Annotated in this window: 15 protein-coding genes; 7 read left to right on the forward strand and 8 right to left on the reverse strand. The window is 60.4% G+C overall.

Features of this window, described 5'->3' with window-relative positions:
* Positions 1 to 8: 8 nt before the first annotated feature.
* Both PMI24_RS03835 and rfaH read right to left on the reverse strand, forming a co-directional pair.
* The gene (locus tag PMI24_RS03835; protein WP_007951325.1) at positions 9 to 1,169 is read right to left on the reverse strand and encodes an outer membrane beta-barrel protein; all 1,161 of its coding nucleotides are present in this window, start codon (positions 1,167 to 1,169) and stop codon (positions 9 to 11) included.
* Positions 1,170 to 1,207: 38 nt separating this feature from the next.
* Positions 1,208 to 1,744 carry a transcription/translation regulatory transformer protein RfaH gene (gene rfaH, locus PMI24_RS03840; protein ID WP_007951327.1) on the reverse strand — a complete coding sequence of 179 codons (537 nt, stop codon included), beginning with the start codon at positions 1,742 to 1,744 and terminating at the stop codon, positions 1,208 to 1,210.
* 605 nt (positions 1,745 to 2,349) lie between these two features.
* On the opposite strand from rfaH, the gene PMI24_RS03845 reads away from it, so the two are divergent.
* Positions 2,350 to 3,327, forward strand: coding sequence for an NAD-dependent epimerase/dehydratase family protein (locus PMI24_RS03845; protein WP_007951328.1), 978 nt, complete (start codon positions 2,350 to 2,352; stop codon positions 3,325 to 3,327).
* A gap of 35 nt (positions 3,328 to 3,362) precedes the next feature.
* Here the strand turns inward: PMI24_RS03845 and tspO are convergent, their stop codons facing one another.
* From tspO to PMI24_RS03865, 4 genes are all read right to left on the reverse strand, one after another.
* Complete coding sequence (gene tspO / locus PMI24_RS03850; RefSeq protein ID WP_007951329.1) at positions 3,363 to 3,821, reverse strand: tryptophan-rich sensory protein TspO; 459 nt, start codon at positions 3,819 to 3,821, stop codon at positions 3,363 to 3,365.
* A 37-nt stretch (positions 3,822 to 3,858) separates the two neighbouring features.
* A complete protein-coding gene (locus PMI24_RS03855; protein WP_007951330.1) occupies positions 3,859 to 6,033 on the reverse strand; it encodes a hybrid sensor histidine kinase/response regulator in 2,175 nt (724 codons plus the stop codon).
* A gap of 161 nt (positions 6,034 to 6,194) precedes the next feature.
* A complete protein-coding gene (locus PMI24_RS03860; protein ID WP_007951331.1) occupies positions 6,195 to 7,733 on the reverse strand; it encodes a cryptochrome/photolyase family protein in 1,539 nt (512 codons plus the stop codon).
* 25 nt (positions 7,734 to 7,758) lie between these two features.
* Entirely contained in the window at positions 7,759 to 8,301 is a 543-nt protein-coding gene (locus PMI24_RS03865) for a DUF3833 domain-containing protein (protein WP_007951332.1), read from the reverse strand.
* Positions 8,302 to 8,682: 381 nt separating this feature from the next.
* On the opposite strand from PMI24_RS03865, the gene PMI24_RS03870 reads away from it, so the two are divergent.
* The 6 genes from PMI24_RS03870 to PMI24_RS03895 are packed head-to-tail and all read left to right on the forward strand — an operon-like array spanning position 8,683 to position 13,915.
* Positions 8,683 to 9,855 (forward strand): acyl-CoA dehydrogenase family protein, encoded by a 1,173-nt coding sequence (locus PMI24_RS03870; protein ID WP_007951333.1) that lies wholly within the window; start codon positions 8,683 to 8,685, stop codon positions 9,853 to 9,855.
* Positions 9,852 to 11,045 (forward strand): acyl-CoA dehydrogenase family protein, encoded by a 1,194-nt coding sequence (locus PMI24_RS03875; protein WP_007951335.1) that lies wholly within the window; start codon positions 9,852 to 9,854, stop codon positions 11,043 to 11,045. Before PMI24_RS03870 ends, PMI24_RS03875 begins: the two co-directional genes overlap by 4 nt.
* A 14-nt stretch (positions 11,046 to 11,059) precedes the next feature.
* A complete protein-coding gene (locus tag PMI24_RS03880; protein WP_007951337.1) occupies positions 11,060 to 11,842 on the forward strand; it encodes an SDR family oxidoreductase in 783 nt (260 codons plus the stop codon).
* Position 11,843: 1 nt separating this feature from the next.
* On the forward strand, positions 11,844 to 12,332 hold the full coding sequence (locus PMI24_RS03885; protein WP_007951338.1) for a MaoC family dehydratase: 489 nt from the start codon (positions 11,844 to 11,846) through the stop codon (positions 12,330 to 12,332).
* Positions 12,329 to 13,531 (forward strand): acetyl-CoA C-acyltransferase, encoded by a 1,203-nt coding sequence (locus PMI24_RS03890; RefSeq protein ID WP_007951339.1) that lies wholly within the window; start codon positions 12,329 to 12,331, stop codon positions 13,529 to 13,531. Before PMI24_RS03885 ends, PMI24_RS03890 begins: the two co-directional genes overlap by 4 nt.
* On the forward strand, positions 13,532 to 13,915 hold the full coding sequence (locus PMI24_RS03895) for a steroid Delta-isomerase (RefSeq protein WP_007951340.1): 384 nt from the start codon (positions 13,532 to 13,534) through the stop codon (positions 13,913 to 13,915). It begins immediately after the preceding gene.
* Between the two features lie 42 nt (positions 13,916 to 13,957).
* Here the strand turns inward: PMI24_RS03895 and PMI24_RS03900 are convergent, their stop codons facing one another.
* Both PMI24_RS03900 and PMI24_RS03905 read right to left on the reverse strand, forming a co-directional pair.
* On the reverse strand, positions 13,958 to 14,413 hold the full coding sequence (locus PMI24_RS03900; protein ID WP_007951341.1) for an SRPBCC family protein: 456 nt from the start codon (positions 14,411 to 14,413) through the stop codon (positions 13,958 to 13,960).
* A gap of 24 nt (positions 14,414 to 14,437) precedes the next feature.
* Positions 14,438 to 15,211, reverse strand: a complete 774-nt coding sequence (locus PMI24_RS03905) for an SDR family oxidoreductase (RefSeq protein WP_007951342.1) — start codon at positions 15,209 to 15,211, stop codon at positions 14,438 to 14,440.
* Positions 15,212 to 15,304 lie beyond the last annotated feature (93 nt).

A 15,304-nucleotide genomic window follows, 5' to 3' on the forward strand; every position in this document is an offset into this window, starting at 1 on the left:
AAACCCTCTTAAAGGCTGACGTTGAAGCTGATCTGGAACACGTTGCGGGTGAAGCTTTCATTGTCGGCATCGGAATCGTTGTCGCGATATCGATAACCCAGTTCGATATCCAGCCAACGGCGCATCGCGTACACCACGGCCAGGTTGTAGTCCTGAAGATTGTCGGTACGGCTTTGGCCTTCGTAGACATAGCGGCCGTAACCGGCCTGTGCCACCGTGGTGATCCGTTCGGTCCAGCCGTGACGCCAGCCCACTTGGGTGAACGTCGACTTCACGGCATCAGCGCCGTCGTCACCCTCGGCAAGGGCCTGGCGAGCGACGAAGGTGAATGTCGAATACGTTCGCGGTTTCCATTGCAAGTCCACTTGCCAGGTCGGGTTATCGAGGTCTTTGGATTCGCTGTTGTCGAAGTTCTTCTTCTCGTAACCGATGCGAACCTTGCCCGTCGTGCGTGCCGTGAAATCCCATACGGCACCGGCCATGACGGCGTCGGATTTACTGCTGCGCGGGCTGTTGGCCTGCTGGTAATCAAAGTCGGTGTGGTTATATTCCACCAGACCCCGGGTATTGCTGCCGATGCGGTGATACCAGGTGCTGGTGAGGGCCGTGGTATTGCGCTCCTTGTCGTCGTTGATGCCGTCGGCATTGTCGTAGCGAAGTTGGGCGTAACTGGCCCCGAGATCGATCTGATTGTCAGCGCTTTTCGCACCGAAGGTGTAGAGACCACCCACACGTTTGTTGTTGAGTTTGTCGTTGATGCCTTCGACCGCCGTCGATTCCGTTCGCTCCCATTTCCGGTATTCGGCGTCGAGCTTCAAACGATGCCGGTCAGTGAACTCCATGATGCTGTCGGCACGCACGCGTTGTGCGGTGTTCGAGGCATCCGACTCGTCGTGATAAATGTAGCGAGTAGGTTGCCAGATCAGCCGGGTGGCGCTGTTGCGATCCTCGGCCTTGAGCTCGAAAGAGGGCGCCAACTTGGTGACCATGGAGGACTGCTTGCTGTTTTCCAACTCGCGAAAGTTGTCGTCATAACTTTCTGAAAACAGGAAGGATGGTGTGAAGTCGAATCCGTAAACATCAATGGCTTGCGGATTGATGCTCCAGGCCATTTCCGGATAGAGGCAGGCCATCATCAGTGCGACAGGGCATCGTGACTTTAAAGCCATGTTAGAGCTCCTGAGCAAAGGCATGTAAGGCAAAGTCGTTAGTTATAGGTGTGAAAACCGGCTTGTTGACGTTCAATCACGCTGAGTGGTAAGCAGACAGGCTGCTCACGGTTAAGAAACTGCAGGAGGATCATGACGCGGTCGGTACCGTGCAACCCCAGGAACACGCCTTCCAGTGGCGCGAGCGGACCGCTGACGATCTGCAGGTTTTCTCCGGGTTTCAGCGCTTCATCCGGCTCCGACAACGTTGATTCAAGGCAACGTGCACGCAGATGCTCGATGACGTGCTCCGCCACTGTCGCGGGACCATGGTTGAATTCGACAAAGCGACTGACCCCTCGAGTGGAGCGCAAGGGTGCCCAGTTATCGTCACGACTGAGTTGGATGAACAAGTACCCTGGGAAGAGGGATTCCTGGACTCGCTGTCGTTTCCCGCGAATGACGCGCTCACTGACGAGTTGGGGGTGAAAGACCACGTAGTTCTGTTGAAGCAGGTTGAGGTGGGCACGCTCATCCTGACGTGGCTTGCATTGTAAAAGGTACCAATTAGGTTGGTCCGAGCTGATGACTGGCATGCTTGTAAACTCTTTGATGATCGAAAGTTTATGGCAGGCAGAAGCTCTAATGAGGGCTAAGTAATGGCAGGCAGTGAAAGTGCATTTATTATTGTTGGGAAGTGAAGTGTTTCAATCATGAATCACAAAGTGTTTCATTGATGTGCATCGACTGACGAAGTTGTGCCCCGTTATGTGGCGCCTTTCGATGAGTTGTCAGGATAACTTTTTGGAAGACAAAGCTACCGCACGGTCTGTTCATCGCAGCCTTAAAGTTAGGTAACTAAGTAGTTGACCCTGAAGCGACAGGGCGCGAGTAAGTGATTGCTCGCGCCCTGTAAAAAATCAACCTTGGTAGTTATCGGCCAGACTTTGCGGTCTGTCAAACGTTACCAGTCAAAAAACACGCCATCCATCCAGTAATGAGTTTGCCAGTATTCAAATTATTGTTTTTCAAGGGCTTTTCCTTTTGTCTGAATGACAGAAACTTTTTCTGCTGACTACGGTCATGGCTGTCGTTTAGATCAGAAACTATCCCCAATATTGGGTGCTGTTATAAAGGCTGGACTCAATAAGTCGACGGAGGCTATAACTAATCGCCTGTCGGCTTAAGTGGAGCAGGGATTATGACCGTTCTTGTTACAGGTGCTGCGGGCTTCATCGGGTATCACACGGTAAAACGCCTGGGCCTGCTCGGTCAGGAAGTTGTCGGTATCGACAACCTCAACGATTACTACAGTGTGGATCTCAAACAGGCACGGCTTGAACAGTTGAGCGGTCTGCGGGGTTTCAACTTTGAAACACTGGATATTGTCGACAAACCTGCCTTGATGGCGTTGTTCAAAACGCATGATTTCACCGAGGTTGTGCATCTGGCTGCTCAGGCAGGTGTTCGCTATTCGCTCGACAACCCGGATGCCTATGCGCAATCGAACCTGGTGGGGTTTCTCAATGTGCTGGAAGCCTGCCGACACCATCCGCCCGCGCATCTGATCTACGCCTCCAGCAGTTCGGTATACGGAGCCAACAGCAAATTGCCATACAGCGTCGACGATGCGGTCGAGCATCCTGTGTCCCTGTATGCCGCCACCAAGCGTGCCAATGAACTGCTTGCCGACAGCTACTGCCATCTTTACGGTTTGAAGGCCAGCGGCCTGCGTTTTTTCACGGTTTACGGGCCTTGGGGCAGACCGGATATGGCACTGTTCAAATTTACCGAGGCCATTCTCCAAGGGCGGCCGATCGATATTTACAACCAGGGCCAGATGGCGCGGGACTTTACTTACGTCGACGACATTGTCGAAAGCATCGCCCGACTGTGCCCAAAGCCGCCGGTGCCGACCAACGCAGGCGAGGGCGTCAACCGGATTTTCAACCTGGGGCGCGGCAAACCGGTAGCGTTACTGGATTTCGTCGACTGCCTCGAGCAGGCATTGGGCATCAAGGCCCGGCGCAACATGTTGCCGATGCAGGCAGGCGACGTCATCAAGACCTGGGCTGATGTTTCAGCACTGGCGCAATGGATCGGGTTTTCTCCCCATGTGGAAGTTGAAGAGGGCGTGGCGCAGTTTGTGAGTTGGTATCGCCAGTATTATCGGATTTGAGCACCGGCTCGTGCTCTCGGTCCGATGGCGTCCGGTCATGAGCCGAATCCTGCCCGGTTATTGCGCATGATCGAGAAATTCAACGCCGCAGCGACACACAGCCAGGCCAGGTAGGGAAACAGGATCAACCCGGTGATCACATCCAGGCGCAAGGCCAGGACTACCATCGCCGCGACGACCAGCCACAGCACCACGAGAATGACCATCGCCGCAACGATCCGCTGCGCACCGAAAAACACCGGTGTCCACAGTGTGTTCAGGGCAATCTGCGCCGCCCACAACGCCAAGACCATTTCACTGCCGGGAATCATGGTCAAACGGTAGCCAACCCAGGCCAGCAGCAGATAGATCGTCGTCCACGCCACCGGAAACACCCAGTTGGGCGGGGTGAACTTCGGTTTGTTGAGCTGCGCGTACCATTGGCCGGGCTTGAAAACCATGCCGGTGGTTGCGGCTGCACCGCAGGCGATCAGGAAAATCAGGAAAGTCACCATTTATCACTCCTTGGCCGCAGCCAGTCTGCTTGGGTTGCTATTTGGCTCTCGATGACATCAGGTCAATCACCCGCGCCACCAGCGTGTCGACTGCGAAGGGCTTGGTCAGTACTTGCATGCCGGGCCCCAATTGGCCGGCGCCGATCACTGCGTTTTCTGCGTATCCGGTAATGAAAAGTGTCGTCAGATTCGGGCGGATCTCCCGGCCGGCGTCGGCCAGTTGCCGGCCGTTCATGCCACCCGGCAGGCCAACGTCGGTGATCAGCAAGTCGATATGCACGTTCGATTGCAACGCCTTCAGCCCGGCGACGCTGTCGCTTGCTTCGAGCAGGTTGTAGCCGAGATCGCCGAGCACTTCAGTCAACAAGGCGCGCACGGTCGGTTCATCGTCCACCACAAGAATGGTCTCGTTGGCCTTGGGGACTACGGCCGGTGCGATGCGCTTGTCGTCGAGACTTTGCACGGGTTCGCCACAGTGGCGCGGCAGGTAGATACACATCGTGGTGCCCCGGTCGACCTGCGAGTGCACGCGCACCTGGCCGCCGGACTGCTTGGCGAATCCGTAGATCATCGACAGCCCGAGCCCCGTGCCCTGGCCCAGCGGCTTGGTGGTAAAGAACGGGTCGAAAGCCTTGGCGATGACATCCGCCGACATGCCGGTGCCGGTATCGCTGACGCACAGACACACATACTCACCACCGGGAATCTCCAGCGTGCTGGCGGTCTCGGCATCCATGGTGCGATTGGCCGTCTCGATGGTGATGCGTCCGCCATCAGGCATCGCATCGCGGGCGTTGATGCACAGGTTGAGCAGTGCGTTTTCCAGCTGACTGGCATCCACCAGTGTAGGCCAGAGCTGCGGCGAGCCAATGGTTTCCAGAAGAATGCTCGGGCCCACGGTACGCTGGATCAGTTCGGTCATGCCGGTCATCAGCATGTTGACGTCGGTGGGCCGCGGATCGAGGGTCTGGCGTCTGGAGAACGCCAGCAGGCGGTGGGTGAGGGCGGCGGCACGCTTGACCGCGCCCTGTGCGGTCACCATGTATTTGTCGACTTCGCTCAACCGGCCCTGACTGATCCGCGTCCCCATCAATTCCAGCGCGCCGGAAACGCCGGCCAGCAAATTGTTGAAGTCATGAGCCAGGCCTCCGGTCAGTTGGCCGACCGCTTCCATCTTCTGCGACTGACGCAGTTTTTCCTCCGCTTGCATCAACTCGGCGGTGCGCGCTGACACCCGTTGTTCCAGTGTGTCGTTGAGCGCACGCAAGGCGGCGATAGCCCCGTCGCGCTCCGCCTCGACGGTGCGACGTTCCTCGACGTCGATCAGTACGCCGGGGAAGCGCAATGGTTTGTTGTCCTCGGCACACTCAACGCGGCCGTTGGCTTCGATCCACTGGTATCTGCCGTCCGCGCGGCGCACACGGTACTGATGGGAATAGGCGCCACCGCGGCCAATGGCTTCGTCGATCGCCGTGGTCAGCCCGTCCCGGTCGTCGGGGTGCACGCTGGTGATCACCTGTTCGAGGCTAAGGCCTTCGCGCCCCAGACTCGGGTCGAGGTTGAACACCTGGGCGAAGCCTTCGTCGATGGCAAATCGATCAGTCAGCAGGTCCCAGTGCCAGGTGCCGATAATGGCGCCGGCGGCGAGGGCCAGTTGCACACGCTCGACGTTCTCCCGTGCGATCGCCTCACTGGCGCGCAAGCGCTCCTCGGCGTCGCGCCGTTCGGTGACGTCGTTGAACAGGATCGCGATCTGCCGGTCGGCCGGATCGCCGACCCGCACGGCGCGCACATCGAACCAGCGTTCAAAGGTATTGGCGTAATTCTCGAAGTTCGCCGGTTCCCCGGTCTTGGCCACGTGGCCGTAGGTTTCGAACCAGAAGCGCTCCAGATTGGGCGCAAATTCGGTCACCCATTTGCCGCGCAGGTTGACCCCGCACTGGCGCTCGAACGCCGGGTTGGCCTCGACGAAGTAATAGTCGACAGGCTCGTCGTTGGCGTCGAATTTGACTTTGACGATGGCAAACGCCGATTCGATGGTTTCCAGAATCGTGCTGAAGCGTTCCTCGCTGCGGGCGAGCGCAGCTCTGCTGGCCTGCAGTTGGGCCGCCACATTTTGCTCAGTGTCGACTTCATTGCTCAGCAGCGCGGCGCGTAATCGCTTTACCTCGGACTCAAGTGCTTCGCGATCAAGGTGTTTGAGGGTATCCATTTCACCTGCTTTGTCAGGTTTTTCAGGGGCCGGATTCATGGGGCGGACAGGCCGGACTGGGGCAGTGGTCATCTCGAAGCGGTCTGGCTGGATGGTTGTTCATTCGTTGACCGGTGGCGTCGTCGGTAAGTTTCACGGATGGCTCCGCGCGGACGCTGATTTCAGATCGACTCCCCGTTATCCAGGCGGGCCAGCAGCATCTGGCCGCGTTGCCAAAGTGCCTCTTGCTTGGCCTGAGGCATGCGGTCGAGGTTCTTGTACATCATGGCCATGCGCTGATTGCCGCGCAGCAGCTCGCCGTGGCGCATCAGGAAATGCCAGTAGAGTGAATTGAACGGGCAGGCATTGTCCGCCGTGCTTTCGCTGACCTTGTACGCGCAACCGCGGCAGTAATCGGACATGCGATTGATGTACTGGCCGCTGGCGCAATAGGGTTTTGAACCGAGATAACCGCCATCGGCGTGCATGACCATGCCCAGCGTGTTGGGCAGCTCGACCCAGTCAAAGGCGTCCATGTAGATCGCCAGATACCACTCGCAGATCTGGCTCGGCGCGATGCCGGCGAGCAGGGCGAAATTGCCGGTGACCATCAGCCGCTGGATGTGATGCGCGTAGGCATGCTGCAAGCTTTGCCCGATGGCGTGGCGCATGCAGTTCATTTGCGTGTCGCCGGTCCAGTAGAACTCAGGTAATGCCCGGGTGTTGCCGAACGAGTTGCCCTGCGCGTAATCAGGCATCTTCAACCAGTACACGCCCCGCACGTATTCACGCCAGCCAATCAGTTGCCGAATGAAGCCTTCGGCGGCATTGAGTGCAACGCTGCCGGACCAGTACGCCGACTCCACATCGCTGAACAGCTGCCGCAGATCCAGCAGGCCGGTGTTGAGCGCCGCACTGATGCGCGCATGAAACAGGAACGGCTCATCACTGGCCATGGCGTCCTGGTAATCGCCAAACCCGGCCAGACCGTAATCGAGAAAGTACGCCCAAAGAGCCTGTGCATCGGCATGGGTGACGGGGTAGTTGAAGTCATCGAGCGCGCCGTAGTGCTGGCTGAAGCGCGCTTTGACCAGTGCCAGTACTTCGCGGGTAATTGCGTCGTTGCTGAAGCGTGCCGGGTAGGGGGCTTTCACGTTTTTGGGCAGGGCCTTTCGATTGTCGGCATCGAAATTCCACGCACCACCCACCGGCGAGCCGTCGCCATTGAGCAACAACCGGCTCTTGCGGCGCATCTCCCGGTAGAAAAACTCCATGCGCAGCTGTTTCTTGCCTGCGGCCCATGCAGCGAACTCTTCGCGACTGCACAGAAAACGCGTATCGACGTGCCAGTGAATCGGCAAGCCGCATTCCTTCATCGAGTGCTCCAGCCGCCAGTCGCCACACTCGGTGACATGCACTTCCTCGGCCTGCAACAGCGCTTGCCAGCGATGTAATTCACCCGGCACCGAACCGCTGTTATCCGGATCATCCAGTCTGACGTATTCAACGCGTACACCCTGGTCTCGCAGCGCCTGGGCGAAATGGCGCATGGCACTGAAGATCAGGGCAATCTTCTGCGGATGGTGGGGCACGTGGCTGGCTTCTTCCATGACCTCAACCAGCAACACCGTGTCGCGTTCGGCATCGAGTGCCTGCAAGGAAGCCAGGTCGAACGACAACTGGTCGCCCAGTACCAGGCACAAGCGGCGGGTAACGTTCATTCAATCAAGCTCTGCGTTGTGCGGTTCATTGGCTTGCTTCGGTGCCCTGGCGGCGAAAGAACAAAGTCACCTGACCGACTTCCACCCCGAACTTGGACATGCTGGTGCGGTTGATCAACGTGTCCTCGTCCATCAGGTACATCCAGTCGTCCATGCTCACTTCATAGGTCGAATCGTCGACCGCCAGGTTCAGGCGATAAACCCAGTGCACGGCATTCCCGGCAATCTGGCCCTGGGCAGCGCCGATCACATCGCCGGCGCGACCGCTCCAGCGTCCCTGGCCCTCGGGCGTCAATGTCCAGACGCGGTGCTGGCGGGTGCCGTCGCTGTACAGGAAGCGCTCGTCGAGAATCAGGTTGTTGCCTTCGCGACGGCTGACGATGGTGACTTCGAAACGCTTGGTCACTTCGCCGCCGGGCTTCTGGAATATCCCCCAGGCTTTGACGGGCTGGCTGAAAAAACGCTCCAGACTCAGTGCCGGTTGTTGATCGGCATAACGCGTGACATCCACGTTGCTGCAGCTTGCGAGGTTGAGCATCAGTGCCAGTAACAGCAGTAATCGAGTCATTGCCTTGCTCCCTGATTGCAGGTGTTGAGGGAGAACGTTCGAAGCATTTTCTTGTACGCCGAATACGTCGCGTACAGGCTTATGGCCGCTGCATTTAGCTTTATCGAGTAAGAACTGCGTATGAAGCAGGATCGGTAGCGACAAAAATTGTACGTAGATAGTTTGTTTGTATAGGTTTTAAGCAAGGTTAGGCGGAAAAAAACCACCTGACAACGAAACGGCGATCTTTTTCTATCGAGGCGAAATCCCGCGTCCCCTCCGACAACCTCCATTCGGACTAGGCAAGCCTGACGATTCTGCCGCGCACCGCCCGGACCAGACTGGCGACTCGAAGGGGCACCACTTCACGGGTGCTCCGCCAGACGAGTAGAAGGCGCCGCGATGGAGTTTGCATTCAGCGACGAACAGGAAATGATCCGCGAATCGGCCGAAGGTTTTCTGGCCGATGTCTCGGATTCTGCCGCCGTGCGTGCGGCGATGGTCAGTGAGCGGGGTTTCGACGAGGCGCTGTGGCAGCGTCTGTGTCGCGAAATGTACTGGCCGGCGATCCATATTCCCGAAGCCTATGGCGGTCTGGGACTCGGGTTTGTCGAACTGGGCATCCTGCTGGAACAGATGGGCCGGCGCTTGCTGTGTTCTCCCTTTTTCGCCACAGCCTGCATGGCCACGCCGGCGCTGTTGCTGGCCGCTGACGATCAGCAGAAACAACGCTGGCTGCCGTTGATTGCCGACGGCAGTGTGACCGCAGCGTTGGCGTTCAGCAGTGCAAACGGCCGTGCCGCCGAAGACGTGCAAGCCACGGTGGTGAAGGCGGGCGACGGTTTTGTGCTCGACGGCACCCTCAATCATGTACTCGACGGGCATGGCGCTGACCTGCTGATCATCGCTGCGCGGCTGCCCGGATCGGTGGGCGGGGCCGGCATCAGCCTGTTCGCCGTAGAAGCCGATCAGCCCGGCATCGAGCGGCAGATGTTGCCGACGATGGACCAGACCCGTCGTCAGGCTCGAATCCGGCTCAACGGTCTTTACGTTGACGCGCAATGCCTGCTCGGCGAATTCGGCAAGGGTTGGTCGCACCTTGAGCGCGTACTGCAACTGGCCTGCATCGCCCTGGCCTGCGAACAGACCGGAGGCGCACAACAGGTGCTGGATCTGAGCGTGGCCTACATGCAGGAACGCCAACAGTTCGGCCGGCCGATCGCCAGTTTCCAGGCGCTCAAACACCGCGCCGCCGACATGATGCTGCAAGTGGAATGCGCGCGTTCGGCCAGTTATTACGCGGCCTGCGTCGCTCAGGAAGTACTCGATCCCGAAGGTGATTCGCAAGTAGCCAGCGAGCTACCGACGGCGGCGGCGCTGGCCAAGGCGCATTGCTCGGAAACCTTCTTTCACTGCGCCTCGGAAGCCATTCAATTGCACGGCGGGGTCGGGTTCACCTGGGAGTACGACGTGCACCTGTATTTCAAACGCGCCCGCGCCAGCGAGAGTTTTCTCGGGCTGCCGGTCTGGCATCTGGAGCGCATCGCCGAGGCGATTCTGGGGGAGCAGCCATGAAAATCAGTTTCAGCGAACACGATGAACGCTTCCGTCAGGAAGTGGCCGACTGGTTGCGCGTCAACCTCAGCGGCGAATTCGAAGCCCTGCGTTTTCGCGGCGGCCCGGGCGACGAGCACATGTTCCCCGAGGAGCGCAAAGCCTGGGAGCGCAAACTCGCCGAAGGCGGTTGGACCTGCGTGGGCTGGGCCCCGGAGCATGGCGGCCGTGGTCTGTCGATCACTCAGCAAGTGATTTTCCACGAAGAGTACGCCCGCGCCGGCGGCCCCGGACGCATGGGGCATATCGGCGAAGGTCTGGCTGGCCCGACCATCGCCGCTTTCGGCAGCGCCGAACAGCAGCGGCGATTCTTGCCGGGTATCGTCAACGGCACGGCGTTCTGGTGTCAGGGTTATTCGGAACCGGGCGCAGGGTCGGACCTGGCCAACGTCAAGACCCGGGCCACGCTGGATGAAGACAGCGGCAGCTGGATCATCAACGGCCAGAAGGTCTGGACTTCGCTGGCCCATGAGTCGGACTGGTGTTTTGTGCTGGCCCGCACCGAGCCCGGCAGTGTCGGCCATCGCGGCCTGTCGTTCCTGCTGGTGCCGATGGCGCAGGCCGAAATCACCGTGCGGCCGATCGAGCAACTGACCGGCACTTCGGAATTCAATGAAGTGTTCTTCGACGACGCCCGCACCGAGGCCGCAAATATCGTCGGCCTGCCGGGCGAAGGCTGGAAGATCGCCATGGCGCTGCTCGGTTTCGAGCGCGGGGTGTCGACGCTCGGCCAGCAGATGCAGTTTCACAATGAGCTGAACGAGATCATCGGCATCGCCCGGGCCAATGGCGCCGCGCGCGATCCGGTCCTGCGTCAGCGCCTGGCCCAGGCCTGGAGCGGCCTGCGGATCATGCGCTACAACTCGCTGCGCATGCTGTCGGGGGCGCAGGACGGTTCGCTGCGCAAGGAAGCGACCATCTACAAGCTGTTCTGGTCCACGTGGCACGCCAGCCTCGGCAAGCTGGCGATGGACGTCCTTGGCGCCGACGCCGAACTGCTCGAAGCCGGGCCTTACCAGCTCACGCGTCTGCAATCGCTTTACCTGTTCAGCCGCGCCGACACCCTCTACGGCGGCAGCAACGAGATCCAGCGCAACATCATCGCCGAGCGTGCCTTGGGCATGCCCAAAGAGCCACGCCATCCTGTGTGATCAAGGAGTTTTCCATGTCTGTTCCTCACTACGTTGCCGGTCACGGCCTATTGCGCGGCAAGTCGGTGCTGATCACCGCCGCAGCCGGGGCCGGTATCGGTTTTTCCGCCGCGCTGCGGGCTGCCGAGGAAGGCTGTCGCGCCTTGATGATCAGCGATATCCATGAAGGCCGGCTGGCCGAAGCGGTGCTGAAGATTCGCGAAGCCACCGGGCTGCAACAGGTTTTCGGGCAGGTCTGCAACGTCGCCGACGAAGCCCAGGTGCAGCAGCTGATTGCCTGCGCCGAGCGCGACTTACAGGGCGTCGATGTGCTGATCAATAACGCCGGTCTCGGTGGTTCGGCGTTGCTGGTGGAAATGACCGATGAGCAATGGAACCGGGTCCTCGATGTGACGCTGACCGGCACCATGCGCATGACCCGCGCCATGCTGCCGAAGATGATGGAGCGCCGTGCCGGGGTCATCGTTAATAACGCTTCGGTGCTCGGCTGGCGGGCGCAGAAAGAGCAGGCGCACTACGCCGCCGCCAAGGCCGGGGTCATGGCGTTGACCCGTTGCGCAGCGGTCGAGGCCGCCGACTACGGGATCCGCATCAACGCGGTGAGCCCGAGCATCGCGTTGCACGATTTCCTGCGCAAATCCGCGCCGCAAGCCGTGCTCGATCAACTGGCGGCCAACGAAGCCTTCGGCCGCGCCGCCGAAGTCTGGGAAGTGGCCAACGTGATGATGTTCCTGGCCAGCGACTACAGCTCCTACATGACCGGCGAAGTGCTGTCGGTCTCCAGCCAGAGGGCGTGACATGCCGCGTATTTTCGACACGCCTTTCGCCCTGCGCGACGCGGTGGGAGAAGAGCTGGGCGTCAGCGACTGGCTGTTGCTGGCGCAAGACCGGATCAATCAGTTCGCGGACGCCACCGGCGATCATCAGTGGATTCACGTCGATCCGCTCAAGGCCGCCAGCGGCCCGTTTGGCGGCTGCATCGCCCACGGCTACCTGAGCCTTTCACTGGTCAATCTGTTTCTGCCGCAGATCGTCGAGGTTCGCGGTATCGCCATGGGCGTCAACTATGGCTGCGAGCGCGTGCGCTTTCCCACGGTAGTGCCGGTGGGTTCCCGTGTGCGCGGTCGTGCGCAGTTGATGGCCGTCGACGAGGTCAAGGGCGGCGTCCAGGCGACCATCCGCGTCAGCGTCGAGATCGACGGCGAAGAACGCCCGGGCTGCGTGGTCGACACCATCAGCCGCTACTACCCGCAAGATTCAGCAGCACCTTCGAGGAGTCCCGCATGAAAGAAGCCGTCATTGTTTCGACCGCCCGTACCCCGATCGGCAAAGCCTTTCGCGGCGCGTTCAACGACACCGAAGCGCCGCTGCTCGGTGGCCATGTGGTGCGCGAAGCCGTGCGCCGGGCCGGCATCGAGCCCGGCGAAGTGGACGACGTGATCATCGGCGCGGCAGCGCAACAGGGCACGCAGTCCTACAACCTTGGCCGCCAGTGCGCGATTGCCGCCGGTTTGCCGTTTTCCGTTTCGGGCATTGCGGTCGAACGCCAATGCTCGTCCGGGCTGATGAGCATCGCCATGGCCGCCAAAAGCATCATGTGCGACGAAATCGACATCGCGGTGGCCGGGGGCCTGGAATCGATTTCGCTGGTGCAGAACAAGCACAAGAACCTCTATCGCAACCAGTCCGGCGCAGTGCTCGAGCGCGATCCGCACGCTTACATTCCGATGATCGAAACCGCCGAGATCGTCGCCGCCCGCTACGGCATCAGCCGCGAGGAGCAGGACGAATACAGCTACCAGAGCCAGGTGCGTACCGCATTGGCCCAGAGTGCCGGTCTGTTCGACCGGGAACTGGCGCCGATGACCAGCCGCAAGGCGATCTTCGACAAGGCCACCGGCGAAACCCGCTTTGAAACCCTCAGCCTGCAACGCGACGAGTGCAACCGCATCGACACCACCCGCGAAAATCTCGCCGCACTGGAGCCGGTCTGGGCCGGCGGCGAATGGACCGAAAAGGGCCGTTTCATTACCGCCGGCAACGCCTCGCAGTTGTCCGACGGCGCGTCGGCCTCGGTGTTGATGAGTGCCAAAATGGCCGAGAAACGCGGGCTGGAACCTTTGGGGATCTATCGCGGGATGGCCGTCGCCGGCTGCAACTCCGATGAAATGGGCATCGGCCCGATCTACGCGATTCCGAAGCTGCTCAAGCGTCAGGGCCTGACCATGGACCACATCGGCCTGTGGGAGCTGAACGAAGCGTTTGCCTGTCAGGTGCTGTACTGCCGCGACACGCTGGGCATTCCTCAGGAACGGTTGAACGTCAACGGCGGGGCGATCGCGCTGGGGCATCCGTTCGGTATGTCCGGGGCGCGGATGGTCGGCCACGCCTTGATCGAAGGTCAGCGCCGAGGCTTGCGCTACGTCGTGGTGAGCATGTGCATCGGCGGCGGCATGGGCGCTGCGGCCCTGTTCGAGGTGGTCTGAATGATCAGCGCACAGCAGATTCAAACCACCATGGCCCGTTATGTGGAACTGGTGGACGCCGGCGATATCGACGGGATTCTTGCGCTCTATAGCGAGGTTGCAACGGTGGAAGACCCGGTCGGTCAGCCGCCGATTCAGGGGCTGGCTGACATCGCGCGTTTCTACCGTCAGGGCCTGGGCGCGAGCAAGGTGTCGGCCACGCTGACCGGCCCGGTTCGCGCGACGTTGAACGGGTGCGGGGCGATGCCGTTTCGCGTGGATATGCAGTGGGCAGGGCAGCCGTGTTCGCTGCATGTGATCGACGTGATGGAATTCGATGACGACGGCAGGATCCGCTCGATGAAAGCCTATTGGAGCGAAGCCAATATCGGCCCGCAGTCCTGATGCCGGTTGCAGGCTGCGCAATATCGCGGCCTGCAAGCCGATTCATTGCGCGATGCCGCTCTCGTAATAGACCTTCAGATTCTCGGCGATCTGCCGCACGACCTTGTTGAACGCCTTGCCCAGCAGTTTTTCCATCAGCCTGCCACCGCGCAGGCTGTAGTGCATCTGGGTGGTCATGCGGCTGAATTCACCTTCGCGCTGCAAGGCATAACTGAAACTGGCTTCGCGAAATGGGAAGGGCGCGCCGGCGCTGGCCTTGTGCAGCACCAGGACAAAACCGACCCCGTCCTGCCATTGCACCACGCTTTCATCCAGCCATTGACCACCCTTGCGAAACACCCGGCGACTGGCGCCAAGCCCTTCGATGGGCCCGGGATGCAGCTGGCAACCGGTGAGTCCCGGCACATAGTGGGGCGCAAGGCGCAGGTCCCGCAGTTTGGCCCAGGCGGCGGGCGGGGTCAGTTCGAGCAGGACGCTGTGGCAGGCAGTTGCCGGCATGCTGGATTTCCTTGTCTTTAAAATTTAGTGGGGCTGGGCAGCGTCGAGAAACGCCGGGCGTTCGCCACCGCCGTGCACGGTGATGTCCGCGCCGCTGACATAACGCGCCAGGGGCGAGGCGAGGTACAGGCAGGTGTCGCCGATGTCTTCCGGCGCGGCCAGGCGTTGCAGCGGAATGGTAGAGGCAACACGGGCAATACCTGCGTCATCGCCGTAATGCAGGGCGGCCTGTTCGGTAAGGATCAACCCGGCCGTGACCGCGTTGACCCGCACTTTCGGCGCCCATTCCACAGCCAGCGAACGGGTCAGGTTCAACAAACCAGCCTTGGCCGCACCATAAGCCGCCGTGCCCGGTGAAGGCCGAACCGCGCTGACGCTGCAGATATTGATGATTGCACCGCCGTCGGCCTGCGCCTGCATCACCTGATTGGCCTGCTGACAAAGGTTCAGCGGCGCCAACAGGTTCAGGCGAATGATCGCTTCGCTGAAACGCGGCGAAGCGCTGGCGGCGTCGGCATTGGGCGAGCCACCGGCATTGTTGACCAGCACGTCGAGCCGGCCAAAGCGCTCGACGATGGTCTCGATCAACCGCCCGGACTGCTCGACATCACGCAGATCGCACGGCAGGAAAACCGCCTCGCGTCCTGCGCCAGAAGGCAGTGATTCCGGCGCCTCGCGACCGCAGATCACCACCTCGGCGCCGCCATCGAGAAAACGCTGACTGATGCCCCGGCCAGCCCCTTTGCCGCCCCCGGTGACCAGTACCACTTTGCCGCGAAAATCCAGCGCATCCAGCATGCAACACCTTCGTTCAGTCACAGATCAATGCCTTCGATGCTAGGTGTGCAGACGCGTACGGCCAACGTCCGAAAAGACTAGAGCGGCTAGTCC

It is taken from the genome of Pseudomonas sp. GM25 (genome assembly GCF_000282255.1).
GTDB lineage: Bacteria > Pseudomonadota > Gammaproteobacteria > Pseudomonadales > Pseudomonadaceae > Aquipseudomonas > Aquipseudomonas aphyarum.

Coding starts and splice junctions, on each gene's coding strand:
- PMI24_RS03835 (WP_007951325.1), bottom strand. CDS start 1,169: ATGGCTTTAAAGTCACGATGCCCTGTCGCACTGATGATGGCCTGCCTC.
- rfaH (WP_007951327.1), bottom strand. CDS start 1,744: ATGCCAGTCATCAGCTCGGACCAACCTAATTGGTACCTTTTACAATGC.
- PMI24_RS03845 (WP_007951328.1), top strand. CDS start 2,350: ATGACCGTTCTTGTTACAGGTGCTGCGGGCTTCATCGGGTATCACACG.
- tspO (WP_007951329.1), bottom strand. CDS start 3,821: ATGGTGACTTTCCTGATTTTCCTGATCGCCTGCGGTGCAGCCGCAACC.
- PMI24_RS03855 (WP_007951330.1), bottom strand. CDS start 6,033: ATGGATACCCTCAAACACCTTGATCGCGAAGCACTTGAGTCCGAGGTA.
- PMI24_RS03860 (WP_007951331.1), bottom strand. CDS start 7,733: ATGAACGTTACCCGCCGCTTGTGCCTGGTACTGGGCGACCAGTTGTCG.
- PMI24_RS03865 (WP_007951332.1), bottom strand. CDS start 8,301: ATGACTCGATTACTGCTGTTACTGGCACTGATGCTCAACCTCGCAAGC.
- PMI24_RS03870 (WP_007951333.1), top strand. CDS start 8,683: ATGGAGTTTGCATTCAGCGACGAACAGGAAATGATCCGCGAATCGGCC.
- PMI24_RS03875 (WP_007951335.1), top strand. CDS start 9,852: ATGAAAATCAGTTTCAGCGAACACGATGAACGCTTCCGTCAGGAAGTG.
- PMI24_RS03880 (WP_007951337.1), top strand. CDS start 11,060: ATGTCTGTTCCTCACTACGTTGCCGGTCACGGCCTATTGCGCGGCAAG.
- PMI24_RS03885 (WP_007951338.1), top strand. CDS start 11,844: ATGCCGCGTATTTTCGACACGCCTTTCGCCCTGCGCGACGCGGTGGGA.
- PMI24_RS03890 (WP_007951339.1), top strand. CDS start 12,329: ATGAAAGAAGCCGTCATTGTTTCGACCGCCCGTACCCCGATCGGCAAA.
- PMI24_RS03895 (WP_007951340.1), top strand. CDS start 13,532: ATGATCAGCGCACAGCAGATTCAAACCACCATGGCCCGTTATGTGGAA.
- PMI24_RS03900 (WP_007951341.1), bottom strand. CDS start 14,413: ATGCCGGCAACTGCCTGCCACAGCGTCCTGCTCGAACTGACCCCGCCC.
- PMI24_RS03905 (WP_007951342.1), bottom strand. CDS start 15,211: ATGCTGGATGCGCTGGATTTTCGCGGCAAAGTGGTACTGGTCACCGGG.